This window comes from Roseateles sp. P4_D2 (assembly GCF_056401875.1).
The window spans coordinates 1-26,196 of sequence record NZ_JBFUIM010000001.1; the positions used below are offsets into that span (position 1 = coordinate 1).

18 protein-coding genes and 1 pseudogene are annotated in these 26,196 nt (G+C 68.2%); 2 read left to right on the plus strand and 17 right to left on the minus strand.

The window, feature by feature from the left end:
• From AC1DW0_RS00005 to AC1DW0_RS00020, 4 genes and pseudogenes are all read right to left on the minus strand, one after another.
• Positions 1 to 936, minus strand: a pseudogene (locus AC1DW0_RS00005) (hypothetical protein); the annotation flags it as partial.
• A 159-nt stretch (positions 937 to 1,095) separates the two neighbouring features.
• Positions 1,096 to 3,615, minus strand: coding sequence for a WD40/YVTN/BNR-like repeat-containing protein (locus tag AC1DW0_RS00010; RefSeq protein WP_477944287.1), 2,520 nt, complete (start codon positions 3,613 to 3,615; stop codon positions 1,096 to 1,098).
• 71 nt (positions 3,616 to 3,686) lie between these two features.
• Complete coding sequence (locus AC1DW0_RS00015) at positions 3,687 to 6,170, minus strand: glycoside hydrolase family 95 protein (protein WP_477944289.1); 2,484 nt, start codon at positions 6,168 to 6,170, stop codon at positions 3,687 to 3,689.
• Positions 6,171 to 6,192: 22 nt separating this feature from the next.
• Positions 6,193 to 6,336, minus strand: a complete 144-nt coding sequence (locus AC1DW0_RS00020; RefSeq protein ID WP_457447966.1) for a hypothetical protein — start codon at positions 6,334 to 6,336, stop codon at positions 6,193 to 6,195.
• Between the two features lie 347 nt (positions 6,337 to 6,683).
• On the opposite strand from AC1DW0_RS00020, the gene AC1DW0_RS00025 reads away from it, so the two are divergent.
• Positions 6,684 to 7,391: a FadR/GntR family transcriptional regulator gene (locus AC1DW0_RS00025; RefSeq protein WP_457324122.1), complete on the plus strand. Its 708-nt coding sequence runs from the start codon at positions 6,684 to 6,686 to the stop codon at positions 7,389 to 7,391.
• 80 nt (positions 7,392 to 7,471) lie between these two features.
• Here the strand turns inward: AC1DW0_RS00025 and mmsB are convergent, their stop codons facing one another.
• The 13 genes from mmsB to AC1DW0_RS00090 all read right to left on the minus strand — a co-directional run bounded on the left by mmsB (position 7,472) and on the right by AC1DW0_RS00090 (position 24,435).
• On the minus strand, positions 7,472 to 8,641 hold the full coding sequence (mmsB, locus tag AC1DW0_RS00030; protein ID WP_477944292.1) for a multiple monosaccharide ABC transporter permease: 1,170 nt from the start codon (positions 8,639 to 8,641) through the stop codon (positions 7,472 to 7,474).
• Between the two features lie 11 nt (positions 8,642 to 8,652).
• Complete coding sequence (mmsA, locus tag AC1DW0_RS00035) at positions 8,653 to 10,191, minus strand: multiple monosaccharide ABC transporter ATP-binding protein (protein WP_477944294.1); 1,539 nt, start codon at positions 10,189 to 10,191, stop codon at positions 8,653 to 8,655.
• A gap of 14 nt (positions 10,192 to 10,205) precedes the next feature.
• Positions 10,206 to 11,267, minus strand: coding sequence for a multiple monosaccharide ABC transporter substrate-binding protein (gene chvE, locus AC1DW0_RS00040; RefSeq protein WP_477944296.1), 1,062 nt, complete (start codon positions 11,265 to 11,267; stop codon positions 10,206 to 10,208).
• A gap of 93 nt (positions 11,268 to 11,360) precedes the next feature.
• Complete coding sequence (gene xylA, locus AC1DW0_RS00045; protein ID WP_477944298.1) at positions 11,361 to 12,677, minus strand: xylose isomerase; 1,317 nt, start codon at positions 12,675 to 12,677, stop codon at positions 11,361 to 11,363.
• A gap of 157 nt (positions 12,678 to 12,834) precedes the next feature.
• Positions 12,835 to 13,860 carry an ROK family protein gene (locus AC1DW0_RS00050; RefSeq protein ID WP_477944300.1) on the minus strand — a complete coding sequence of 342 codons (1,026 nt, stop codon included), beginning with the start codon at positions 13,858 to 13,860 and terminating at the stop codon, positions 12,835 to 12,837.
• Between the two features lie 324 nt (positions 13,861 to 14,184).
• Positions 14,185 to 15,132, minus strand: a complete 948-nt coding sequence (locus AC1DW0_RS00055) for a PDR/VanB family oxidoreductase (RefSeq protein ID WP_477944301.1) — start codon at positions 15,130 to 15,132, stop codon at positions 14,185 to 14,187.
• Complete coding sequence (locus AC1DW0_RS00060) at positions 15,129 to 16,157, minus strand: Rieske 2Fe-2S domain-containing protein (protein WP_477944303.1); 1,029 nt, start codon at positions 16,155 to 16,157, stop codon at positions 15,129 to 15,131. Before AC1DW0_RS00060 ends, AC1DW0_RS00055 begins: the two co-directional genes overlap by 4 nt.
• A gap of 19 nt (positions 16,158 to 16,176) precedes the next feature.
• The gene (locus AC1DW0_RS00065; protein WP_477944305.1) at positions 16,177 to 16,950 is read right to left on the minus strand and encodes an SDR family NAD(P)-dependent oxidoreductase; all 774 of its coding nucleotides are present in this window, start codon (positions 16,948 to 16,950) and stop codon (positions 16,177 to 16,179) included.
• Between the two features lie 5 nt (positions 16,951 to 16,955).
• Positions 16,956 to 18,806: a feruloyl-CoA synthase gene (locus tag AC1DW0_RS00070; protein WP_477944307.1), complete on the minus strand. Its 1,851-nt coding sequence runs from the start codon at positions 18,804 to 18,806 to the stop codon at positions 16,956 to 16,958.
• The gene (locus tag AC1DW0_RS00075) at positions 18,803 to 19,618 is read right to left on the minus strand and encodes a crotonase/enoyl-CoA hydratase family protein (protein ID WP_457354750.1); all 816 of its coding nucleotides are present in this window, start codon (positions 19,616 to 19,618) and stop codon (positions 18,803 to 18,805) included. The genes AC1DW0_RS00070 and AC1DW0_RS00075 overlap by 4 nt, the downstream gene beginning before the upstream one ends.
• Entirely contained in the window at positions 19,615 to 21,183 is a 1,569-nt protein-coding gene (locus AC1DW0_RS00080) for an acyl CoA:acetate/3-ketoacid CoA transferase (RefSeq protein WP_477944309.1), read from the minus strand. The genes AC1DW0_RS00075 and AC1DW0_RS00080 overlap by 4 nt, the downstream gene beginning before the upstream one ends.
• A complete protein-coding gene (locus AC1DW0_RS00085) occupies positions 21,180 to 22,421 on the minus strand; it encodes a thiolase family protein (protein WP_477944311.1) in 1,242 nt (413 codons plus the stop codon). Before AC1DW0_RS00085 ends, AC1DW0_RS00080 begins: the two co-directional genes overlap by 4 nt.
• A 211-nt stretch (positions 22,422 to 22,632) precedes the next feature.
• Positions 22,633 to 24,435 carry a sigma-54-dependent Fis family transcriptional regulator gene (locus AC1DW0_RS00090; RefSeq protein WP_056197466.1) on the minus strand — a complete coding sequence of 601 codons (1,803 nt, stop codon included), beginning with the start codon at positions 24,433 to 24,435 and terminating at the stop codon, positions 22,633 to 22,635.
• Positions 24,436 to 24,718: 283 nt separating this feature from the next.
• Between AC1DW0_RS00090 and AC1DW0_RS00095 the strand changes: the two genes are divergently transcribed.
• Positions 24,719 to 26,182, plus strand: a complete 1,464-nt coding sequence (locus AC1DW0_RS00095; protein WP_477944314.1) for a benzaldehyde dehydrogenase — start codon at positions 24,719 to 24,721, stop codon at positions 26,180 to 26,182.
• Positions 26,183 to 26,196 lie beyond the last annotated feature (14 nt).

Consider the following 26,196-nt stretch of genomic DNA (forward strand, 5'->3'; position numbering starts at 1 on the left):
GGCGACATAGGTCCACTGGTCACCGCGGTTGCTGGAGATATACAGGCGGCCGTTGCCCCCGGACGTGTACATGCCGGCGCCCATGTAGACGCGCTGGTCGTTGTTCGGATCGACAGCGATGCTCTCAACGCCGTGGAAACTTGCCTCGCCGCCACCGAAGCCCAGGCCGTCGGTGATGGGCACCCAGGACGACGTGGGTTGGTTCCAGCGGTAGGCGCCACCGATGTCGGTGCGCGCGTACAGCAGGTTGGCGGTGGTCGGGTGGAAGACCAGGCCGGTGACGTAGCCGCCACCGCCCCATTTCGCGCTGTTCCAGGTTCCCACCTTGATGGAGAACGTCTGCTGGGTCTTGGCGCCGCAGCTATTGGTGTAAGTGGCGGTGGCCGTGCAGGCCGCAGGCGGCTGGATGGTCTGCTCGCGCGCCGCACCGGCGGTGCCGCAGCCGCTCCAGCTCCACATGCCGCCGGATGTCGGCTGCGGGCCTAGGATGGCCGACGCGCCGGTCTTGATGGTGGCCGATGCCGTTTGCGTCCACGCGCCGTTGGCGTTGATGTAGGGCGTGATGGCCGTCGGCTTGCAGGCGGCGCCAAGCGTGGCGTTGGCCGAGCCGGAGTTGTAGCTGCCGGCGTTGGTCGTGAACTTGACCCAGTACCAGTAGCGCGTGCCGATGTTGCCCGCGGCGTCGGTGTAGCTCCTGGCGCTGGCGCCCGGCACGGCGATGCGGGTGCGGCCGTTGGGGTCGGCGTCGGTGTCGCGGAAGATCTCCAGCGACGTGACGGTGCCGCTGACGGTCCAACCCAGCTGGACGTTGTTGGCTGTGCCGGTGGCCGTCAGGCAGACGGTGGCGCCGCCGCCGCTGCCGCAGCTCTGCGCCAGCGCTAGCGGGGCCGCGCTCGCCCCGAAGGCGAGCAGCAGTGCGGGTATCAAAGTTCTCATGTTCTACCTTTCAGAATGAAAGTGCTCGACCGGTCGTCTCCGCCGGATGCGAACGTTGTGGGAAGCCGGCCCAGGGCCAGGGCACGACTCCACGACAGTGAGGGATAGGGGCGGCAGGCCCCAGCCTGGAGATGGATGCGAGCCTGCCGAGCCATGGCTTCAGTTGCTGTAAAGCATGCCCCGGCCGGTGCCGCTGAAGTAGATCCGTCCGTAGATGTTCTGGTCGGCCGCGATCACGCCGATGCCACCGAACTGGTGGGCGTCGTCGTTGAAGCGCGTCCAGGTGGCGCCGGCGTCTTCAGAGCGATGCACGCCCCACACGCCGTTGATCACGCCCACGACGTAGACCGCGGCCGAGTACGGCGCGCCGGCTTTGGCCTTGCCCAGCGCGATGACGCTGGCGCCCTGCACCTGGGCCCATTGGTTGCCATTGAAGATCGACGCGAAGTTGCTGAGCTTGGCCCAGGTCGCGCCCGAATCTGTCGAGCGGTACACCGTGTTGCCGTCGGCCAGCCAGAGCTCGCCCTCGACGTTGGGGTTGACCGCCAGCGAGGTGTTCGCGAAGTAGTTCGGGGCCAGTCCCGCGTTCACCGAACCCTGGCTCAGCGTGAACGTGTGGCCGCCGTCCGTCGAGACGTAGACCTTGCCCGGCGTGCCCCACCAATTGCCGCCGGAATCGTAGGCATAGACCTTGTTCGGGTTCTTTCGATCTGCGGCCAAGTGGTAGCCGCGGGGGTAGATGCTGTTGATCGCCGGCAGATTGGTCGGGACCCAGGTCGCGCCGTTGTCCGTGGTGTACGACGGCACCGAGTTACCGGGTGCCCAGACCGCCTTGTTGCGCGCGGTGACTGCGATGCTCGCTTCCTGGTTCGTGTTTGCTGCGGCGCCGGGCGCGTAGGTGGCGAACTTGGCCCAGGTCTTGCCGCCGTCGCCGGACCAGTAGCCGTAGCTGATGTTGCTGCCGAGGACCGCGCCGATGGTGGCCATGTACTGCGGGTCGGACCACGCCATGTCGGAGGAGAAGCCATTGCTCCAGCTGGTGCCCGGCGTCAGCGTCGGCTTGGTCGCGAGATCCGTGTGCACCCAGGTGCCGACATCGCCCGTACTGTTGATCACGGTGTAGGTTGCGCCGGCCGGCGGCGTGGCCAGGGCCAGGACGGCGGTCTCCTCGATGCCGTTGATCGGCTCGGTCCAGCTCGGCGTGGCCGAGGAGGCGTTGCGGGTTTCCCAGATGCCGCCACCAGTGACATGCAGCACGTGGTCGGGGTTGAGCGGATTGATCTCGACGTCGTCGACCCAGCCGGCGAACCCCTCATCGGGTGAATGCGGCATGGTGGCCGCGATCTCGCGCCAGGTCTTGCCGCCATCGTTGGACAGCTGCACGACCTGCTGGCCGCTCCAATTGCCCCAGGAGTTGGTCACGCCCAGCGCGATGCGGGTGGTCGCGCCGCTGCCGTAGACCGACACGCCGCCGAAGCCGAAGTTGGTTCCGCCGATCGGGTCGACGCTCTTGAGCAGGGTCCAGTTGCTGCCGTCGAACTTGTAGAACCGGCCTGGGCCGCCGGCGCCTGGCCCGGCGTCCTTGGTGAAGGCGATGTAGAACATGCCGTCCGCAGCGCGTGCCATGTGAGGGATGTGGTAACCGGCGACCGGGACAGTGACCGGCGTCCAAGAGGCGCCGCCATTGGTCGACTTGTACAGGCTTGAGCCCAGGCCCGCTGCATTGGCGTAGTCCGGGGCGACGGCCGCGTAGATCGTCTGCGTGGCCGAGCCGCTGCCCTTGGTGCTGGTGTCGTAGACGACCGTCTCGACGCCCATGGCCGTGCCGCCGTTGGCGTTGATCTGGTCCGCGGTCATCTTGAGGGTCGACAACGACGTGACCTGCGCCCAGGTGAGGCCCGAGTCGGTGCTCTTCCACAGGCCGGCCGTGCGCGAGCCGTAGAACAGCGTCGAAGGCTTGTTGGGATCGACCATCAGGCGTTCGCCGATGGCCCGGCCGGGGTTGTTGCCACCCAGCGGGAAGGGCAGGGCGGCGGAGGTCCAGGTGTCGCCGCGGTTACTGGACATGTACAGGCGGCCGTTGCCTTCAGACACGTACATGCCGGTGGCCATGTAGACGAGCTGGTCGTTGTTCGGATCGACGGCCATGCTTTCGACGCCGTGGTACCGGGCCTCTGCTGCACCGAAACCCAGGCCGTCGGTGATGGGCACCCAGGACGACGTGCCCTGGTTCCAGCGGTAGGCGCCGCCGACGTCGGTGCGCGCGTACAGCAGGTTGGCGGTGGTCGGGTGGAAGACGAGGCCGCTGACGTAGCCGCCGCCGCCGAACTTCGCGCTTGCCCAGGTGCCGACCTTGATGGAGAAAGCCTGCTGGGTCTTGGCGCCACAGCTGTTGGTGTAGGTGGCGGTGGCCGTGCAAGCCGCGGGCGGCTGGATGGTCTGCTCTCGCGACGCACCGGCGGTGCCGCAGCCGCTCCAGCTCCACATGCCGCCGGATGTCGGCTGTGGGCCGAGGATGGCCGAGGCGCCGGTCTTGATGGTGGCCGACGCCGTCTGGGTCCACGTGCCGTTGACCTTGACATAGGGCGTGATGGCCGTCGGTGTGCATGTCTGCGCCAGGGCTGGCGAGCCGGCAACGGCTCCCAAGGCGAGCATCAGGGTTCCCAACTTCAGTCTCATGGTTCTACCTTTCTGGTGAAGGTGCTCGGCCGGTTGTCTCCTCCGGTCACGAGCGTTATGGAGAGGCCGGCTCAGTGCTTGGGCTCGACCTCGGGGTGTTCGAAGTCGGCCGCGCCCACGCGGGCGCGGCCTTGGCTGTTCAGGCGGAGTTCGAGGTGCTGGCCGCGGTAGCGCAGCGCGACCTTGGCGCGCGCAGGGCCGCGCAGCTGCAGGCGGCTGAGTTGCCCGTCCTTCCAATCCACGTCCAGCGTCAGGGCGCCGTGCGCACGCACGCCGTGCAGGCTGCCTGCTGGCCAGGCCTTGGGCAGGGCAGCCAGCAGATGCACCTCGCCGCCCCAGGACTGCACGATCATTTCCAGGATGGCGGCGGCGCCGCCGAAGTTGCCGTCGATCTGGAAGGGCGGATGGGCGTCGAACATGTTGGGGTAGGTGCGCGCCGGCCCCAGCAGGCCCTGCAGGACCTTGTAGGCCCGCTCGCCGTCGCCCAGGCGCGTCCACAGCGCCAGCCGCCAGGCGGTGGCCCAGCCGGTGCTTTCGTCGCCGCGGGTGTTCAGCGTCTTGCGGGCGGCCTGAGCCAGCGCGGGTGTGTCGCGCACGTTGATTTGCTCGCTGGGGTAGACGGCGTACAGGTGCGAGACATGGCGGTGCTGTTGGTCGGTGGCCGACGCATCCCAGTCCTCCAGCCATTCCTGCAGTTGGCCCTGCGCGCCGATGCGATCAGCCGGCAGGCGGGCTCGCGCCTTGCGGACGGCAGCAGTGAATGCCGGGTCGTCCTCGCCAAGCTGGGCCTGTGCCGCAATGGCCGCGTCGAACAGGTCGCGCAGGATCTGGCGGTCCATTGCCGGCCCGGCGCACAGTGCGATGTCGGTATGGTGGTTGTTCTCCGGCGACTGCGAGGGCGACGTGACGAGGCCGCGGCCCTTGGGGTCTTCGACCAGCGTGTCGAGGAAGAACAGCGAGGCGCCCTTGAACAGCGGCACGAGCCGGCGCAGCACGGCCGAGCTCGGGTTGTACTGGTAGTGCTGCCACAGCGTCGTGCAAAGCCACGCGCCGCCCGTGGGCCACATGCCCCACAGCGGGCCATCGATGGGCGCGGTGGCGCGCCAGAGGTCGGTGTTGTGGTGCGCGACCCAGCCGCGCGCGCCGTAGCTGTTGCGGGCCGTGCGCGCGCCGGTGACGGCGAGGTCCTCCACCATCTTCAGCAGCGGCTCGACACACTCGCCCAGGTTCGCCGGCCCGGCGGGCCAGTAGTTCATCTCGGTGTTGATGTTGATCGTGTACTTGCCTTCCCAGGGCGGGTGCAGCACTTCGTTCCACACACCCTGCAGGTTGGCCGGCTGGCTGCCCGGGCGCGAGGACGACAGCAGCAGGTAGCGCGCGTACTGGACGTACATCGCGGCGAGCGCGGCGTCGGGCTGCCGGGGCACGCCCTTGATGCGGGCGTCGGTGGAGCGGGCATTGGCCTCGTGGCCGCCGAGGTCGATGTGCAGGCGGCGGAACAAGGCGCGGTGGGCCTTGAGATGGTCGTCGCGCAGCTTGGTGAACGGCTTGCGCGCGGCAGCGGCGGTGCGCTGGCGCACGGCGGCCACGGGGTCGCCGCTGGTGTCCTGCCAGTTCACATAGCTGGTCTCGCCGGATACAAGTAGCGTCAGCTGGCGCGCGCCGCGCACGCGCAGCCGGTCGCCGCTGGCCTCGATGTGGCCATCGCCCACCGCCTGCACGCGCAGCGCATAGCGCAGCTGGCCCGGGATGCCGAAGGCCTGCACATTGCGGCCCTCGATCAGCAGCGCGTCGCTGCCGTCGGCGCGGACGGCCAGCGACCCGGGCCGCTTCTCTGCAAAGAGAGATTCACGGTGGTCCCATGGCGCGCCGACGAAGACGACGCCATCCTTGTCGTACTTGGTGTCGCCGAAGCCGCCATAGGGCTGGTAGTCGGGATGGCGATAGCCGAGGTCGAGGTCGATCGTGCCGTCGCCTTCGATCTCCAGCCGGATCACCGTCACCTGGTCCGGCACGCTGCAGAAGGTCTCGCGCCGGTGGCGGCCGCTGCCGTCGATGAAGCTGGTGGTGGCGATGGCGCTGTCGAGATCCAGGCTGCGCCGATAGCGCGCTGCGGCCTTCACGCCGGGGAAGTCGAGCAGCAGGTCGCCGGCGGCGCCGAAGGGCATCTGCTTGATGGGCTTGCCCATCAGCGCCTCGGAGACGAGGTCGTTGGCCTCCTTCCAGCGTTCCTGGTCGATGAGGGCGCGCACTTGCGGCAGGGCCTCGCGAAACTTCGGGTTGTCCTGGACGTAGGGCCCGCCGCCGTGCAGCGTGTCGATGTTGAACTGCAGCCGCTCCTGGGCCGGGCGGCCGAAGACCATCGTGCCCAGGCGCCCGTTGCCGACCGGCAGGGCCTCGATCCACGGGCCGGCGGGTTGGTCGTACCACAGGCTGAGTGCATCGGCGCCGATGCCGGCCGCGCCGGCCTGCACCCAGTGGGGCAGGGCACTGAGCATCGGCAGCAGCGCGGCCGAGGTGACGAACCGGCGGCGGGACGTGGGGGTGCTGTTCATGCTCATTCGCAAGGAAGGGACTTCAACGGCTGCCGACGATGACGTTGAGCGACCTGACGCTGGACATCGTGCGATCGACGCTCATGTCAGCGAGCCGCTGCAGCATTTCACCGATCGCCTTGTCGGGCAGCTTGCCGATGTCTTCGGCGACGATGGAGTCGACCACTTCGTCGGCGTCCGTTTTGATCGGTGCGTGTTCATCTTGTCTCTGGTGGTTGCTCTCGGGGGCTCTGCGGCCCGGCTTGCTCTTCCCTGTCCAACGGTCCGCCTTCCTGCCTTGGCGCTTCGAGCGTCCTCCGTGTTGGCAACGCTGTCATTGCCCTCGGTTCGTCACTTTGGCACGATGGCTGGTCAAACCAATTTGGTCAAGCCACTTTGCCATACATGATTGGATTGGTCTTACCGGTGTATTCCCCAATATCGTTTCACTGGTGTCGGCGATGAGCGGTGCGGCGCGCGAGATTGATTGCGATACCATTTGGTCTGTCCAATTAACAACGAGCGCTGGTTCCAATGCCCAACCAACACCGCGTCGGCGAAGTGCGTCGGCAATATCAGCTGGTCGCCGACAAGATCCGTGCGCTGATCGACGCGGAGGGAATCTCCACGGGGGGGCGGCTTCCAGCGGAGCGGGAATTGGCGCTGCAACTCGGCGTTTCGCGGCCGTCGCTGCGCGAGGCGCTGATCGCGCTGGAGATCGACGGCCGCGTGGAGATCCGCGGCGGTTCGGGTGTGTACGTCAGCGCGCCGCCCATGAATGGCGAAGTCGCAACCTCATCGCTGGGCGAAAGCCCTGCCGAGTTGGCGCAGGCGCGTGTCGTGCTGGAGAGCGCGATCATCACGCTCGCGGCAGCGCGGGTGAGCAAGGCATCCTTGCAACGCGTCGAGGACGCATTGAACGCCATGCGTGAGGACCATGCCAGTGGCCGCAAGCCCGTCGAGTCGGACCGGCGCTTTCATCTGAGCATTGCCGAGATGGCTGGCAACTCCGTCCTGGTCGGCGTGGTGGGAACGCTCTTCGACGGCCGGCACAGCCCCATCGCGTCACGCATGAGCGGCCAGGCCGAGTCCACGCACACCTGGCAGGCCGCACTCGCGGAGCACGAGGCGATCTATCACGCGCTGGAAGCCCGCAACCCGCAGGCGGCAGCTGCAGCCATGTGCTCTCATCTGCTGGCCTCTCTGGGCCGCTGGGTCGGCGAGGGCACCGGCGCCGCCTGATGCCCTTCGCTGGGCTGTGCCAGCCCGCAGCGGACACCGCGGGGGTAACTGGCGCCGGTCATCGACCAGCGGCCGGAACGTCACCCACCTTTTCGGCGGTTGTACACGTCGAAAACCACGGCAGCCAGCAGCACGACGCCCTTGATGACCTGCTGCCATTCGATGCCCACGCCGAGGATGGACATGCCGTTGTTCATCACCCCCATGATGAAGGCGCCGATCACCGCGCCGAGCACCTTGCCGACGCCGCCTGACGCCGAGGCCCCGCCGATGAAGCAGGCGGCGATCACATCGAGCTCGAAGCCCAGGCCTGCCTTGGGCGTGGCCGTGTTGAGGCGGGCCGCGAAAACCAGGCCTGCAAGTGCCGCCATGACGCCCATGTTGGCGAAGCACAGCAACGTCAGCTTCTCGGTGGGGACGCCGGACAGCCGGGCGGCACGTTCGTTGCCGCCGAGGGCGTAGATGCGCCGGCCGAGCGTCGTGCGGCGGGTCACAAAGACGTAGGCGGCGATCAGGATGCCCATCAGCAGCAGCACATTGGGCAGGCCCTTGTACGAGGCCAGCAACCAGACCAGCCCGGCCAGTGCGCCCGACTGGGTCAGCAGCCGCAGGCCGAAGAGCGCTGCCGGCTCGGACGCCGCGCCGAGCGCTGCGGCCTTGCGGCGCGTGGCCAGCTCCCGCCAGGCCAGCCATGCCACCAGGCCGAAGCCGATGACGAGGGAGCTGAGATGACGCTCCTCGCCCGCCGGCCAGTCGGGCAGGAAGCCGCTGCTGAGTAGCTGGAAGGATTCCGGGAAGGGGCCGATGGACTGGCCGCCGAGCAGGGCAAGCGCCAGCCCCTTGAACACCAGCATGCCCGCGAGGGTGACGATGAACGAGGGGATCTTCAGGTAGGCGACGAACCACCCCTGCAGGCAGCCAATGAGGGCGCCGGCGACCAGGCACACGGCTGCGGCCGGCAGCACGGGCCAACCCTGCTCGACCATCAGAATGGCTGCCAGGGCGCCGATGAAGCCGCAGATGGACCCGACCGACAGGTCGATGTGGCCCGCGACGATCACGAGCAGCATCCCGAGGGCCATGACCACGATGTAGCTGTTCTGGAGGAACAGGTTGGTCAGGTTCAACGGCTGCAGCAGCGTGCCGTCGGTGAGCACCTGGAAGAACCCCATGATGCAGACCAGCGACAGCAGCATGCCGTAGTCGCGCAGGTGCGATGCCAGGAAATTGCGCAGGGAAGAGGAAGACATGAGGATGGGTTTCAATGGGTGCCCAAGAGGGCGTGCATGACGGTTTCCTGGGTGGCGCCGGCAGCCGGCATTTCAGCCACCAGTTCGCCCTCGTTCATCATGTAAAGGCGGTCGCAAAGGCCCAGCAGCTCGGGCAGCTCCGACGAAATCATCAGGATTGCCCGACCCTGGGCGGCCAGGCTCGCAATCAGGCTGTAGATCTCGAACTTGGCGCCGACGTCGATGCCGCGGGTGGGTTCGTCGAGGATGAGCAGCTGGGGGTCGGTGAACAGCCACTTGGCCAGGACCACCTTCTGCTGGTTGCCGCCGGACAGGTCGCCGACGGGCTGCTGGACGTTGGCGCAGCGGGTGGCCAGCCGCTGCCTGAAGTCATTTGCCACCGTGCTCTCCCGGACCTCGTCGATGACGCCGAAGCGGGAGACGCCTTCCAGCCGGCACAGGCTGGTATTGCGGGCAATGCTTTCCCGCAGCACCAGCCCCAGGGCCTTGCGGTCCTCGGTGACATAGGCCAGCCCTGACTTGATGGCCCGCCGGACGGTCGAGACGTCGACCTCCTGCCCATCCATCCAGGCGGAGCCGCGGATGCGGCGCCCCCAGGAGCGGCCGAACACGCTCATCGCGAGCTCGGTTCGTCCTGCACCCATCAGGCCCGCGATGCCGACGATCTCGCCGCGGCGAACATTCAGATTGACGCCCTTGATGGCTTCGCGGCCCACGTGAAGCGGGTGCTCGACCCACCAGTCGCGCAGCTCGAACAGGACTTCACCCGGGTTGGGCTGCCGCTTCGGATAGCGGTCCTGCATGTCGCGCCCCACCATGGCGCGAACGATGGCCGCCTCCGACGGCGGCGCGGCGCTGCAGTCCATGGTGGTGATGGTCGAGCCATCGCGCAGCACCGTGACGGCGTCGGCCACTTCGGCAATCTCGTTGAGCTTGTGGGAGATCAGCACACAGCTGACGCCGCGGCCGCGTAGCCGTTTCAGCAATTCAAGCAGCGCGGCGCTGTCATCCTCGTTGAGGCTGGCTGTGGGCTCGTCGAGGATCAGCAGCTTCACGTCCTTCGCGAGCGCTTTGGCAATCTCCACGAGCTGCTGCTTGCCGACGCCGATGTCCCCCACCAGCGTATTCGGTGACTCCTGAAGCCCGACCTGGCGGAGCAGCTCGACGGCCTGCTCGTGCGTGCGCGTCCAGTCGATCACGCCGCGCTGGGCGCGCTCGTGCCCGAGGAAGAGGTTCTCGGCGATGGAGAGCTGCGGAATCAGCGCCAACTCCTGGTGGATGATGACGATGCCGAGCGCTTCGCTCTGGCGTATGCCGGAGAAGCGCTGCGGCTGGCCGCCGAACCGGATCTCGCCTTCGTAGTCCGGGTGCGGGTAGACACCCGAGAGGATCTTCATCAGCGTGGACTTGCCGGCGCCGTTCTCGCCGACCACGGCGTGGATTTGCCCACGCTGGACGGCCAGGTCGACATGCTTCAGGGCGACCACGCCATGGAACTTCTTGCCGATTCCGCGCATCTCCAGCAGCGCGTCAGAGCCAGGGGCTTGCATTTCGCTCATCATTTTCAGCGCAGCTGGCTTTCCTTGTAATAGCCGCTGTCCACGAGCACGGGCTTCCAGTTCGTGGCGTCGACTGCAACAGGCTTGAGCAGATAGGACGGCACGACCTTGGTGCCGTTGTTGTAGGTCTTGGTGTCGTTCACCTGCGGCGCGCGGCCGCTGAGCACCGCATCGACGAGGTCGGCCGTGACCTTGGCCAGCTGGCGGGTGTCCTTGAAGACGGTGGAAGCCTGGTCACCCCTCAGGATGGCCTTGACCGACGGCAGGTCGGCGTCCTGCCCGGTGATGACCGGCATGGGCTGGCTCGCGCTGCCGTAGCCGACGCCTTTCAAGGAAGAAATGATGCCGATCGACAGGATGTCCGCGGGGGACAGGACGGCATGCAGCTTCTCCTTGCCGTAGAAGGCCGACATCAGGTTGTCCATGCGCGCCTGGGCGGTGGCGGTGTCCCAGCGCAGGATGCCGACCTTCATCGCACCCAGCTGCTTGCTGCGCACGACGAGCTTGCCGCTGTCCAGGTAGGGCTTGAGCACGCTCATGGCGCCGTCGTAGAAGAAGCCCGAATTGTTGTCGTCGGGCGAGCCCGCGAACACCTCCAGGTTGAAGGGCCCCTTGCCCTGCTTCAGGCCGAGCCGGTTGACGATGGACTCGGCCTGCAGCACGCCGACCTGGAAGTTGTCGAAGGTGGTGTAGTAGTCGACGTTCTTGGATCCGCGGATCAGGCGGTCATAGGCGACGACCTTGACGCCCTTCTCGGCGGCCTTCTGCAGCACGCCGGACAGCGTGGACCCGTCGATGGAGGCGATGACCAGGGCCTTGACGCCCTTGGTGACCATGTTCTCGAGCTGGGCGAGTTGGTTGGGGATCTCGTCATCGGCATATTGCAGGTCGACCTGGTAGCCGAGCGCCTTGAAGCTCTTGACCATGTTGTCGCCGTCGGCGATCCAGCGCTGTGAGCCCTTGGTCGGCATCGAGATGCCAACGGTGCCCTTGCCCTGTGCCAGCAGCGGTGCGCAGGGTGCGAGCGTCAACAAAGCGCTCAGTGCGAGAAAAGTGGTGCGACGCATGATGTCTCCGTGTGTGTTTGGGGGGCGGTCATTTGCTCAGCGAAAGATGCGCTGGGCGAGTGATAAGGGTTTCTCCAACGCCCAGCGAGGCGTTCAGCCGCAAAAGCGGTTGACGAGATTCTCGAAGACTTCCTGGCGGCCCGACACGGGCGCCACGTCGGTGTTGGCGGCGAGCACCTGGTCGGCGAGCTCGGTCAGCGAGCGCCGGCCGTTGAGGATGTCCTGGCCGGCGGGCGCGTCCCAGCCGGCGTAGCGGCTGTCCACGGCAGCCTTCAGGCGGCCGTCGTTGATCATCTTCTCGGCGATCAGCAGCGCCTGCGCGCACACGTCCATGCCGCCGATGTGGCCGTGGAACAGGTCCTCGGCGTCGATCGACTGGCGGCGCACCTTGGCGTCGAAATTGAGGCCACCACTGCCCAGGCCACCGGCCTGGATGACGTGGTACAGCGCGATCGCCGTCTCCGGCACGTTGTTGGGGAACTGGTCGGTGTCCCAGCCCAGCTGCGGATCACCCCGGTTCATGTCCAGGCTGCCCAGGATGCCCAGGGCGCCGGCCGTGGCGATCTCGTGCTCGAAGCTGTGGCCCGACAGCGTGGCGTGGTTGGCCTCGATGTTGACCTTGACTTCCTTCTCCAGGCCGTAGCGGACGAGGAAGCCGTAGACGGTGGCGGTATCGAAGTCGTACTGGTGCTTGGACGGCTCGCGCGGCTTGGGCTCGATGAGGATGGCGCCCTTGAAACCGATCTTGTGCTTGTACTCAACCACCATGTTCAGGAAGCGGCCGAGCTGGTCCAGCTCCTGACCCAGGCGCGTGTTCAGCAGCGTCTCGTAGCCCTCGCGGCCGCCCCACAGCACGTAGTTCTCGCCGCCGAGCTTCAGCGTCGCGTCCATCGCGTCGCGCACCTGCAGCGCGGCCATGGCGAACAGCTCGGGGTTGGGGTTGCTGGCCGCACCGCTCATGAAGCGGCGGTGGCTGAACAGGTTGGCCGTGCCCCACAAGAGCTTCAAGCCCGTGGCCTGCTGCTTCTCGCCCAGCACGTCGACCATGCGCAGGAAGTTCTCGTGACTCTCGCGCGGCGTGGCGCCTTCCGGGGCGACGTCGCGGTCATGGAAGCAGTAGTAGGGCGCGCCGAGCTTGGCAAAGAACTCGAAGGCCGCGTCGGCCTTGAGCTTGGCCAGCTCCATCGGGCTGCCGCCCTGGAACCAGGGGCGCTCGAAGGTGGCACCGCCGAACGGGTCCAGGCCGGTCCAGACGAAGTTGTGCCAGTAGCACACGGCAAAGCGCAGGTGGTCCTCCATGCGCTGGCCCAGGACGATGCGGTCCTTGTCGTAGTGCTTGAAGGCCAGGTCATTSKGGCTGTCGGCGCCCTCGAAACGGATCGGGGCGATGGCGTGGAAATAGCTCGTCATAACTCGGGGGTCAGGCACCGCGCAGGCGGCGGTAGAGGTCACGGAAACGCGCCAGGCGGGGGGCCAGGCGGGCATGGCGTTCGGGGTCGGGAGAGAAGAGGGCAGTCACGGTGATTGGGTGCGGCTGAGATCGATACCGAGATACATCAGTGACCTTCTAAGAGACCGTGACGGCACTGCCGCCGTTTGCCGAAGGCAGGGCGGGGTGCGTCAGGCGGTAGCGAACCAGTGCAGCCGCGCCAATGGCAACGGCATTCAGGCCAAACCGGGAGGTGCGGACCGTCGGACTGGCGGAACTGCCGAAAGTGTTGTGAGCGTCCAGTACATCCAGCGCCGGCTGCAGGAATGGCGCGCCCAGTTCGGTGACGGAGCCGCCAAGGACGATGCAGCCCGGGTCATAGGCGGTCGCCAGATTCAGCAGCAGCATGCCCAGATGGTGGCCAGCGGAGGTGACCGCTTTCAGTGTTTCGCGATCCTTTGAGGCAAGGTGTTCGCGCACCTCGCCGAGCGAGCGTCGAACGGCGGTGCCGGCGCTGCCGCGCTGGACGGCCCGTGTCGCGATCATGGCTTCAGCGCAACCGCGCCGCCCGCAGGAACACAGAGGCCCATTGAACTGCAGGACCATATGACCTACCTCCTCTGCGTATCCCCGGCTTCCAGTCAGCAGACGACCTCCCACGATGACACCAGCGGCGATGCCTTGGTTGATGGAGACATACAAGAGCGGGTCCGAGTCAGGGGTGGGGTTGAACTCCAGTTCTCCCAGCGCGGCCATGTCGGCTTCGTTCTGCACAAACAGCGGGGCATCGGCGAGCGAGGTGCCGCGAAGCTTCTCACTCAATAGTGCGGCGATGGGCACGTCACGCCAGCCCAGATGGGGGGCGAAGTTCACGATGCCTTGCGCCTCGTCGATGCTACCCGGCAACCCGATGCCGATGCCGAGGACTTGCTGGCCAGGGCGGACCTGCCTGTGCAAGTCCTGTAGCGCGCTTGCGAGACTGGCCACGCAGGCCTCGGCGGTCGGACTGGCCCCGTAGCGAGCGGTCACGCAACCTTGAATCTCGCCCGCCAGCGAAGTGGCGACAGTGCGCACGGACTCAATGCCAACCTCTGCGCCAATAAGCAGCAGAGGTGTGAGATCGGTCTTCAGCAGCTGTTGGCTCCCCGTCGCTTCGGCCAGCACGTGTTTGTCTCCTCCGTTTGCTTGGTCGGACCGGGCTTTATTTTCTATCAAATGCGGTCAGACCAAATATTAATTTGAGCGACGCACAAAGTAAAGCAAAAAAGCAATCGTTGGTTGCTCAATGCTGACCGAGCGCCAGTGCGGCCTTCACGGTCGGTCGTGGGCGCCGACGACAGTGTCGCGGCACGTGGCACGGCCAGCCGCAGGGTGGGCCATCAGGCCATCACGGCGCAGGTCAGCGAGGGGGCGCTGCGCGAATGGGGGCTGGACGTGGATGGCCAGCGCCCGGCGCTGAAGAAGTCGTCAATCCAACGCCGTGGCGGCTCAACCCAAATCGAGCACCAGGCGACTGCTGCGCGCCCGTGAGCAGCAAGGCGTGAACTGGTCGTTTGCGGCCTGCTCCTCGGGCGTGAGGTACAGGTCGCGATGCTCGGGTTCCCCGCCAATCACCCGCGTCAGGCAGGTGCCGCAGACGCCTTGCTCGCAGGAGGTCAGCAGGGGTGCGCCCGCGGCGATGAGGGCCTGGGCGGCGGTCTGATGGGCGCCAACAAGGATCACGCGGCCGCTGCGCGCAAGCTCGATTTCGAATGGGCCGTCCTGACCGGTCGAGGCCGCCGGCGCGCCCGCGAAGAACTCATGGTGGACCCGACCCTCTGGCCAATCGTGGCGTTTCGCGGCGTCGGCTACCGCATCGATCAGCCGCTTGGGGCCACAGACGTAGACGTGGGTGTCGGCATCGCGAGTAGCCAGCAGTGCTTGCACGTCGAGGCGGTCGCCAGCCACGTGAAAACGCGCAGCGCCAGCCCAGGCGCTCGCCTCGATCTCCGCTCGAAAGGCCATGCGCTCGGCGCTGCTCGCCGCGTAGTGGAGTGCGAAGTCCGCGCCATCAGCCGCGAGCTGGCGAGCCATCGCCAGGATGGGCGTGATGCCGATGCCGCCGGCGATCAGCAGGCTGCGGCGGGCTTGCGCGGCAAGCTGGAAGTGGTTCTTCGGCGCGCTGATCTGCAGCGTCTGCCCCGGGCTCAACACCTCGTGCACCGCCTGCGAACCGCCGCGTGATGACGCTTCGAGCAGCACGCCGAGCACGTAGCGGTGGGCCTCCGCGGGGTCGTTGCTGATCGAGTACTGGCGCACGATGCCGCCGGGCAGGTGCACGTCGAGGTGGGCGCCGGCCGTGAAGGCGGGCAGGGCGCCACCATCGGCAGCCACGAGGGTGAGGGCGCAGACGTTCTGCGCGACCGCGGTCTTGGCCTCGATGCGGACCGTGATCATGCCTGCGCCGCCAGCACTCGTTCGATGACCTTGCGTGACTGCACGCCGCCGCCGTCGATGTTGAGCATCAGCAACTGGCGCTGTGGCCAGGCGAGCAGGTTGAGCTGCTGGCGTTCCAGCATCTCCTGGTCCTCCGCAAAGATCTTGCCCTGGCCCTCGCGGATCTGGGCCGTCAGCGCCTCGTCCTGCGGCTTGAACTTGCGCGCCATGCCCCAGAAGTAGTGGATGGAGGTGTCGGTCTCGGGGGTGATGAAGTCCACCACCCAGCTCGCCGCCTTGACGGCGTCGGGTGCCTCGTAGCCGCCCTGGCCGGCCAGCGCCACGCCCACCTCGATCATGATGTGGCTGGGCGGTGTGAAGTGGCAGATCTGCCAGCGGTCCACGGGCTGGTCGTCGGGCAGGCCGTTCATGCGCAGCGCCATCTTCCAGAACGGCGGCGCCTCGATGCCCCGCATGTGGCGCTCGGTGATGACGTGGTCGCCATCGACGCGGGTCGTGCAGGGAATCTCGTCGATCTCCTTCTGGCCGATGCTGCCCGCGTGCACATAGGTCTCGTGCGTCAGGTCCATCAGGTTGTCGACCATCAGCTTGTAGCCGCAGGCTATTGTGTACAGCCCGCCGCCATAGCCGAAGGCCGGGTTGCCCAGCCATTCGAAGGCGGGCAGCTTGGCCACGTCGGCTTGCGCCGCGTCGCCCGGCCAGACCCAGATGAAGCCGTGCGCCTCATGCACCGGGAAGCTGCGGATGGCCGGGAAGCCACGCACGCGCTGGCAGGGCATGGCGACGGTCTTGCCGTCGCCGCCCATGGCCAGGCCGTGATAGCCGCAGACGAGCGTGTCGCCCTGCACGCTGCCCAGCGACAGCGGCGCGCCGCGGTGGGGGCAGAAGTCCTCCACCGCGCTGACGTTACCGACGCTGTTGCGGAAGAAGGCCATCGCGTGGTTGCAGACCTTGCGGCCCAGCGGCTTCTCGCTGCCGATCTCGTCGCTGCGGGCGGCCACGTACCAGGTGTTGGTGATGAACATGGGAGGGCTCCTGGCCGGTTCAGCGTGGGCCCATGCGCAGGGCGCCGTCGAGGCGAATCACCTCGCCGTTGAGATGGCCGTTGGCGACGATGTGGGCGGCCAGCGCGGCGAACTCCTCGGGCAGGCCCAGGCGTTTGGGGAAGGGGATGGATGCGGCGAGCGACTGCTGCACTTCTTCCGGCAGCTCCTTCATCAGCGGCGTGGCGAACAGGCCCGGTGCGATGGTGCAGACGCGCACGCCGAACTGCGCGAGGTCGCGGGCCATGGGCAGGGTCATGCCGACGATGCCGCCCTTGGACGCCGAGTAGGCCTCCTGGCCGACCTGGCCGTCGAAGGCGGCGACCGAGGCGGTGTTGACGATGACACCGCGCTCGCCATCGGCCAACGGTGCGAGGGCCACGATGCGGCTCACGGCCAGGCGCGTCACGTTGTAGGTGCCGATGAGGTTGATGCGCACGACGCGCTCGAAGTCCTCCAGCGGCGCGGGCGAGCCGTCGCGCTGCACGATGCGTTTGGCGCTGCCGATGCCGGCGATGTTCATCAGGATGCGGGCCGGGCCGAAGGCAGCGGCGGCGGCATCCAGCGCGGCGGTGACGGATGCCGCGTCGGTGATGTCGCAGCGCAGCGCCAGCGCGCGGTCGGCGCCGATGTCGGCGGCCACGCGCTGGGCGCCGGCTTCGTTGATGTCGAGCAGGGCGACGCGGGCGCCTTGGGCCGCGAGGGCGCGTGCCACGGCTTCGCCGAGGCCGGAGCCGGCGCCGGTGACGAGGGCGGTTTGTCCAGAGATGTTCATGGTGTTCAGCGGTGCGGGGTGATGACGTCGGGGTGGCCAACGGGGGCCTCGTGCAGCAGTTCGACCAGGGCCGCGCGGCGGCTCAGCACGGCGCGCTGGTTGATCGAGCCCTTGTCGGTGATCTCGCCACCGTCGATGGACGGCGGCTCGGCCAGCAGCAGCAGCCGGGCCGGGCGGGTGGCGCTGCCGGTGCCTTGAGCCCAGAGCTGGTTGGCCAGCGACTCGAAGAAGGCACGCACGGTCGAGTGGTTCAGCACGTCGGCGGTAGGGGCGCTGTCGGGCAGCTCGGCCAGGCGGCGGGCTTCGTTCACGCGCGGCACGATCAGCAGGCCGATCTCATCGCGCCCGAGGCCCGTGACGACGGCGTCATGCACGCAGGGGAAGCCCAGTGCGATGACGCGGGCGCGCAGCGGGCCGACGCTGACGAAGGTGCCGGTGGAGAGCTTGAAGTCCTCGGCGATGCGGCCGTCGAACATCAGGCCCTGCGTGGGGTCGGTGGGGTCGCAGGGCCGGGCGGCGTCGCCGGTGCAGTAGTAGCCCTCATCGTCGAAGGCTTCCTGCGTCAGCTCGGGCTCGCGCCAATAGCCGGGCATGACATTGGGGCCGCGAAAGCGCACCTCGGCCTTGTCGCCCATGGGGACGAGCTTCACGTCGACACCGGGCACGGGCCAGCCGATGAAGCCGGCGCGGGCCTCCTCAGGGATGGCGAAGGTGCATGTGGGTGCGGTCTCGGTCATGCCCAGGCCCGCCGCGATGCGGATGCGCTCGCCGATGGCGGCTTCGGCCAACTGGTTGAAGGCGTCCAGCGTCTTCGGCGACAGTCCCGCGCCACCGCATTCCACGAGCTGCAGCCGGCTGAAGAAGTGGTCGCGCAGCGCGGTGTCGGCCTGCAGCGCCGAGATGAGTTCGTCGAAGCCCTTGGGCACGTTGAAGAAGATCGTCGGCGCCACCTCGCGCAGGTTGCGCAGCGTGGCCTCGAAACGGCCCGGCACGGGCCGGCCCTCGTCGATGTAGAGGCTGCCGCCGTTGTAGAGCACCAGCCCCAGGTTGTGGTTGCCGCCGAAGGTGTGGTTCCACGGCAGCCAGTCCAGCACCACGGGCGGCTGCTCGGCCAGGAAGGGCATGGCCTGCAGCGTCATCTGCTGGTTGGCGCACCACATGCGCTGGGTCATGACCACGCCCTTGGGTGCCTTGGTCGAGCCCGAGGTGAACATCAGCTTGGCGATGGTGTCGGGGCCGATCTGCGCGTGGGCGGCGTCGAGCGTGGGGCCGGGTGGCGTGTCGAGCAGGTCGGCAAAGCGCTCGGTGGCCCGGCCTTCGAGCCGGCCCTCGCCGAGGATGACGCGGGTGTCCGCCGTGACCGTGGCCTCGATTGCGCGGGCATAGCCCGCGTCCGCCGCGTAGACCGCGCCCGGCGTGGCCTTGGCGAGGATGTGGCGCAGGCGGCCGTGGTCGGTCGAGACCAGCGAATAGGCCGGCGAGATGCTGACGCTGGGGATGCCGGCCCACATGGCGCCCAGCATCAGGCTGAGGTGCTCCAGGTCGTTGTCGGACAGGATGACCAGGGGTTTTTCGACGCCCAGGCCCCGGTCCAGCAAGGCCTGGCCGAGGGAGCGTGCCCGCTCGACCATCTCGGCGTAGCTGATGCAGCGCCAGCCGCCGTTCGCCTCGCGTTGGGCCGCCAGCAGCCGGTCCGGCGCCACCTGTGCCCAGTGCAACAGACGCTCGCCCATATGTCCCGGGTAGGCCGCCAGCGGCTCGGTTGAGCGCAGCACGAAGCCGCCGTCGGTGCGGTGCTCGACGCTGGCGTTGTCCAGGCAGCCACCGATGGCGACCGGGCGGTAGCGCGGCTTCATGACTTGACGACCTTGGGCGTGCGCTTCTGCAGGAAGTCCTGCAGGCGCTGCTTGGCCACGTCGTCGCCCTGGGCGATGGCCGCCATCAGCGACTCCATGAAGAGGCCGTCGGCCTGCGACAGGTCGGCAATGCGCGGCAGCGCCTGCGTCACGGCGAAGTTGGACAGCGGCGCGTTCTGCGCGATGCGCCCGGCCAGTTCGATGGCCTTGGCAACAGCCTGGCCGGCCGGCACGACGTACTGCACCAGGCCGCGCCGCTCGCCTTCGTTGGCGTCCAGCACGCGGCCGGTCAGCATCATGTCGGTCATGCAGGCCACGCCGGCCAGGCGCGGGATGCGGGCCGAGCCGCCGCCGCCGACGAAGATGCCGCGCTGGCCTTCGGGCAGGCCGAAGTAGGCGGTCTCGTCGGCCACGCGGATGTGCGCGGCGGCCGCCAACTCCAGCCCACCACCCACCACGGCGCCATGCACCGCAGCGACGACCGGCGCGCGGCAGAACTGGATGGCATCCATGACGACATGCCAGCCGCGCGAATGCAGCACGCCCTCGGCGACGCTGCGCTCGCTGAGGTCCGACAGGTCCAGGCCGGCGCAGAAGTGGCTGCCCTCGCCGCTGATGACCAGGGCCTTGGTCGACACCGGCAGGTTGAGCAGGGCGGTGTGCAGCTGGCGCATCAGCTCTTCGTTGATGGCGTTGCGCTTGGCCGGGCGGTTCAGGCACAGGTGCGTGACGGCGCCGGCATGCTCGATGCGCAGCAGGTCGAGCTGGGCCAGCAGGCCGCTGGCGGGGAGGAAGTCGGTGGCGGCGTTCATGCGTGGGTCTGCTTGGAGAGAGCGGCGGCCAGGCCGCCCCAGTTGTCGCGGAAGAGGCCGGCGTCCATGGTCTTCACGTCGCGCATCAGCGGGCGGAATTCCATGTGGGCCAGCACATCGCGCTCGAGGTCGATGCCGGGTGCGATCTCGGTCAGCTCCAGGCCTTCAGGGCGCAGCGCGAACACGGCGCGCTCGGTGACGAACAGCACCTCCTGGCCACGCCGTGCGGCATCGCGGCCGTTGAAGGTGATCTGCTCGACCTGCTCGACGAACTTGCGCGCGCGGCCTTCCTGGCGGATGTGCAGCTGGCCATCGGCCACGGCGAGGTCCACTCCGCCAGCGGTGAAGCTGCCGCAGAACACGAGGCGCGGCGTGGAGGCCGTGATGTTGATGAAGCCGCCGCAGCCGACGGGCCGGCCGTTGAACTTGCTGACGTTGACGTTGCCGTGGCGGTCAGTCTGGGCCAGGCCGAGGAAGCTGCAGTCCAGCCCGCCGCCGTCGTAGAAGTCGAACTGCGAGGACTGTTCGATGATGGATTCGGGGTTGTAGGCCATGCCGAAGTCGCCGCCTTGGGCCGGCACGCCGCCGTTGACGCCGCACTCCACGCTGAGGTTGAGCAGGTCGGACACGCCCTCCTCGGCGGCCACCGAAGGGACGCCGGCCGGGATGCCGATGCCCAGGTTGGTGACGGCACCCGGCTGCAGCTCCATGGCGGCACGGCGGGCGATGACCTTGCGCTCGTCCAGCGGCATGGCCGGCATGCTGCCCAGCGGCACGCGCACATCGCCGCTGAAGGCCGGGTTGAAGGCCGTCGTGATGGTCTGCAGATGGTTCTCGGGCTTGGCGACGACGACGTAGTCCACCACCAGGCCCGGCACCTTGACGCTCTTGGGATGCAGGCTGCCGGCGGCCACCACGGCCTCGACCTGCGCGATGACGATGCCGCCGCAGGCGCGCGCGGCCTGGGCGATGGACAGCTGCTCCAGCAGCACGCCTTCCTTGTCCATGCTGAGGTTGCCGCGCTCGTCGGCGTAGGTGGCACGGATGAAGGCGACGTCGATGCGCGGCGAGGGATGGAAGAGCCATTCCTCGCCCTCGAATTCGACCAGGCGCACCAGGTCTTCCTGCGCGGCGGTGTTGAGCTTGCCGCCCTCCAGTCGTGGGTCCACGAAGGTGCCCAGGCCCACCTTGGTCAGCAGGCCCGGCGAGCGGCTGGCGATGTGGCGCGTGAGGCTGGACAGCGAGCCCTGCGGGAAGTTGTAGGCCTCGACCTCGCCGGCATGCACCATGGCCATCATGGCCTTGCCGGTCTGCCCGAAGTGCCCGGCGACGACGCGCTTGACCATGCCCGCGTGGGCCAGGTGGGCCATGCCGCCACTGCCGGCGTTGCCGATGGCGCCGCAGGCCCAGGTGGTGAGCTGGCGCGGATGGCCGGTGGCCAGGAAGTGGCGCTCCAGTCCCTGCAACGCCTCTTCGGCCAGGCCCATCATGGCCAGGCCGCCGAGGAAGAGGGTGGCGCCGTCTTTGACGAGGGGGCCGACCTGGTCGGCAGTGATGATCTTCATGCTTGTGTGTTCTCGATGAGCAAGGCCATGCCCTGGCCGCCGCCGACGCAGGCGGAGACGACGGCGTAGCGGCCGCCACGGCGCTGCAGCTCGCGGGCAGCGGTGAGGGTGAGGCGCACGCCGGTGGCGGCGAGCGGGTGGCCAAGGGCGATGGAGCCGCCGTTGACGTTGAGCTTGGTCAGGTCCAGGCCGAGCTCCTTCACGCAGGCCAGGGTCTGGGCGCCCTGGGCCTCGTTGATCTCGAAGAGGTCGATGTCCGACAGCTTCAGCTCGCAGCGCTTCAACAGCGCGCGGATGGCCGGTGCCGGGCCAATGCCCATGATCTCCGGCGGCACGCCGGCTGCCGCCGCGCCGCGCAGCCGGGCGAGCGGCTTCAGCCCGCGGTCACGCACCTGCGCGCCCGAGGCCACGACGACGGCCGCCGCGCCGTCGACCAGGGCCGCTGAGTTGCCGGCTGTCTGCACGCCGCCTTCGTAAACCGTGCGCAGGGCCGCCAGCGCTTCGGGCGACGAGGGGCGGGGATGGGTGTCACGGTCCGCCGCGGCCACCTTGCGTGGCAGCTTGATGCCGCGCGCTTCGTAGCCATCCAGCTCGAAGCGCTCGCTGGTCACCGGCGCGATCTCATCGGTGAAGAAGCCGTCGGCCTGGGCACGCAGCGCGCGCTCGAAAGAGGCGGCGGCGTAGGCGTCGACTTCGGTGCGGGTGATGCCGTACTTCTTGGCCAGGTTCTCGGCCGTCTGGATCATCGAGACCTTGGCGGCGGGGTCGTCGAGGGCCTCCCAGAGGAAGTCCTTGAACTCGACCGGTGCGCCGAGCTTGAAGCCGCCGCGATGCGTGTAGGCGCAGATGGGGTTGCGCGACATCGACTCCGCGCCGACGACGAGGGCCAGGCTGGCGTAGCCCAGCGTGATCTGGTCGGCCGCCTGGCGAATGATCTCGAAGCCGCTGCCGCAGATGCGCTGCACCCCGATGGCCGGCACCTCGATAGGCACGCCGGCATACAGGCCGATGTGGCGCGGCAGCACAAAGGCATCGAAGGACGCCTGGGCCATGGAGGCCGTGACCACCGAGTCGATGGCGCTGCCCGGCACGCCGGTGCGCTCCAGCGCCGCGCGGGCCGCCTTGATGCCGAGGTCGATGGGTGAGATCTCGGCGAGCGCGCCGCAGTAATCGACCCAGGGCGTGCGCGCGCCACCGAGCAGCCAGTGGTCGTCGAATCGGGCGGAGAAGTCGGACATGGGTGCGGCTGGCGCAGGCCAGCTTCGAGGCTGTTGATGATTAACAGTATTAACTAAATCATCAGGACTGCATCTAGGGTTTGCACCGACAACTTGATCCTTGAATCGACGAGATCAACCTTATAAGTGCAGCCGTTCGCTCGCGGCGGGCCGAGTCTTCACTCGTCGCGGTGCTGGCAATTGATTTGTTAAAACAACTGATCTGCGCACTTCAACCAGGTGAAGGCGGCTGGGCGGCGCGTTGCAGCCGATAGGCCAGTTGCGCCCGCGTGATGCCCAGCCGACGGGCAGCCGCAGCCAGGTTGCCGTTCTCGGCCTCGGTGGCTTCCTGCAGCAGCTGGCGCTCGATGGCGTCCAGCTCGACATGGCCGGCCCCGCCGGTTTGCAGGGCCTCGCCGAGCAGGTCGAGCAGGCGCGGCGGCGGCGCAGCGGCTTTCTGCAAGGTGCCATGGGCGCCGATGGTCAGCAGCGCCTCGTCGCTGAGCTGCTCGCGGCGGAACATGTGGGCCACGTCGATGGCCTGGTCGTCCTCGGCCGAGATGACGCCGCGCTCCACCAGGTTCTGCAGCTCGCGGATGTTGCCCGGGAAGGCGTAGTGCAGCATGGCCCGCACGGCGCGTGGCGTGAAGCCGGTCGGGTGGCGACCGTGGCGTTGCGCTTCGCGACGCAGGAAATGCGTCATCAGCAGCGGGATGTCGTCGCGCCGCTCGCGCAGCGGCGGCAGGTGGATGGGGTAGACGTTCAGGCGGTAGAAAAGATCCTCGCGGAAGCGCCCGGCGCGCACCTCGGCCTGCAGGTCCACGTTGGTTGCGGCGACGACGCGCACGTCCAGTTGCAACGTGCGCGTGCCACCCACCCGTTCGACCTCGCCCTCCTGCAGCGCGCGCAAAAGCTTCCCCTGGCTGACCAGGCTGAGCGTGGCGATCTCGTCGAGGAACAGCGTGCCGCCGTCCGCCCGCTCGAAGCGCCCCGGGCGTGACTGGCTGGCGCCGGTGAACGCGCCGCGCTCGACGCCGAAGAGCTCGCTCTCGATCAGCGTCTCGGGAATGGCGGCGCAGTTCACGGCCACGAAGGGCTGGGCGGCGCGCGCGCTGATGCGGTGCAGCCGGTGCGCGAAGGCCTCCTTGCCGACACCCGACTCGCCGGTGAACAGCACCGTGGCGCGCGTGCCGGCCACGCGGGCCAGTTGATGGCAGGCGGACGTGAAGGCCGACGACGCGCCGACGATGTCGTGGCGCTCGGCGCTGGGCCGTTCATCCGAGCCTGCGGGAGTGGCGGCCGCCGGCGCCTCGGCGGGCGCGGACTCGGCGGCGTTCAGGCGATGGAATTCCTTGGCTTCGAGATAGCGCAGGTCTTCGCTGATGTCACCCCAGGCCGCAGCGTGGCGGCCGATCACGCGGCAGGCGCTGGCGCCCATCGAACGGCACTCGATCTCGCGAAAGATCACGAGCTGGCCGAACAGGCTGGTCACGTAGCCGGTGGCATAGCCCACCTGCGACCAGCAGGCGGCCTCGGTGCCGACACCGTAGGCGCTGATGTGCTCATCGTCTTCGCTGGAGTGCTCCCACAGGAACTCGCCCTCGTAGGTGCCGCGGTGGATGTCGAAGTCGAAGGCGAGCGGCGTCACCTTGACCACGCCTTCGAGTGCATGCAGCCGCGTGCCGGCCATGAAGACGTTGGCCGCGTCGGCATTGGGCCAGCGCTCGCGCACGAGCTGGGCGTCGCGGGCGCCGGACACATAGCCGGCCCGCGTCAGCAGGCCGCGCGCTCGCTCCATGCCGAGGGTGTCGATCAGCTCGCGGCGCAGGTGACCGACGGAGGAGCTGTGCAGCAACAGCATGCGCTGGTCGTTCAGCCAGATGCGGCCATCGCCGGGCGAGAAGAACAGCGACTCGGTCAGGTCGCCCATCGTCGGCGCCTGGTCCTCGACGAAGTGCTTGCTGTCGCCCCGCTTCAGCATGGTGCCGGTCTGGCGGGCCACTTCGGCCAGGGAGATGCGAGGTAGCTTGGTCATGAGGTGATGAATTGAGCAGGTCGGCGGCTTGTCACTCCCTCGAATTGTTTTCATTTGATAAATATCAATGTCGGGGGATAACCCGCGTTTGGTGCATTTTTTCCGGGGCCAGGGAAAGTCCCGAGGGAGGTCGATGTTTTCACTCTGAAAACGATCTGTCGTGGCGCAGTGGTGCACCTCGGTGGCGCGGCGCGCTGGCACGGCGTGGCACACGCGTTGCACTGCAAGTGGGCAAGCGAGCACCGAGTTCGCGCTTTTCGCAACCCACCTCAGCAGCCCCGCCATGACCCCTCAGCCCCTACTCGACCCCACGCTGTGGCGTGAACACCTGTACAGCAGCGGCTGGCGCGCCGCGTCCCAGGCCGCCGACCTGATCGAGCCCGCGACGGGCGCCGTGCTGGCCCGCACCGGCCGCGCCGTGGCCGCCGACGTGGCGCCCGCCACCGCTGCTGCCACCGCCGCCCAAGCCGCCTGGGCTGCGCTGCCGCCGCGCGAGCGCGCTGCCGTGTTCCTGCGCGCCGCCCAGCTGTTCCAGCAGCACTTCGACGAGCTGGCGCTCTTCGTCACCCGCGAGAGTGGCGCCATCCTGCCCAAGGGCCAGCACGAACTCCGCGAGGCCATTGCCTTCTGCCAGATCGCCGCCGCCATGCCGCTGCAGTCGCAGGGCCAGGTCTTGCCCAGCACGCCGGGCCGCATGTCCATCGCCCGGCGCGTGCCGCTGGGTGTCGTGGGCGTCATCTCGCCGTTCAACTTCCCGCTCATCCTGACGCTGCGCGTCGTCGCCCCGGCGCTGGCCGCAGGCAACGCCGTCATCATCAAGCCCGATCCGCGCACGCCGGTCAGCGGCGGTTTCATGATCGCCCAGGTCTTCGAGGCCGCCGGCCTGCCCGCCGGCCTGCTGCATGTGCTGCCCGGCGGTGCCGACGTGGGCGAGGCGCTGGTGACCGACCCGGCCGTCGCGATGATCTCCTTCACCGGCTCGGCCGGCGTGGGTCGGCGCATCGGCGAGCTGGCGGGCCGGCACCTGAAAAAGGTCTCACTTGAACTCGGTGGCAGCAATGCCCTCATCGTGTTCGACGACGCCGACCTCGACCTCGCCGCCAGCAACATCGCCTGGGGCGCCTGGCTGCACCAGGGCCAGATCTGCATGGCCAGCAACCGCGTGCTGGTGCATGAGTCCATCGCCCCGGCCATCACCGAGCGCCTCGTCGCCAAGGCCCAGCACCTGCCCGTGGGCGACGGCGCGACCGGCCAGGTTGCCCTTGGGCCGCTGATCGACGAGCGCCAGCGCGACCGCGTGCATGCCGCCGTGCAGGCCAGCGTCAAGGCCGGCGCCCAGCTGCTGGCCGGTGGCAGCTACGACCGCCTCTTCTACAAGCCCACGGTGCTGGCCGGCGTCAAGCCCGGCATGCCGGCCTTCGACGACGAGACCTTCGGCCCGGTCGTCAATCTCGTCACCTTCAAGACCGACGAGGAGGCCGTGGCGCTGGCCAACACCGGCCATGGCGGCCTGGCGGCGGGCGTGATCTCCAAGTCGGTGGGCCGCGCCCTGGCGGTGGGCAACCAGCTGCGCGCCGGCATGGTCCACATCAACGACCAGACGGTCAATGACGACGCGGTCAACCCCTTCGGCGGCCCCGGCATCGCCGGCAACGGCAACTCGCACGGCGGGCCCGGCGACTGGGAGCAGTTCAGCACCTGGCAGTGGCTGACCGTGAAAGACACGCCTCCTCAATTCCCGTTCTGACGCGAAAACAAACC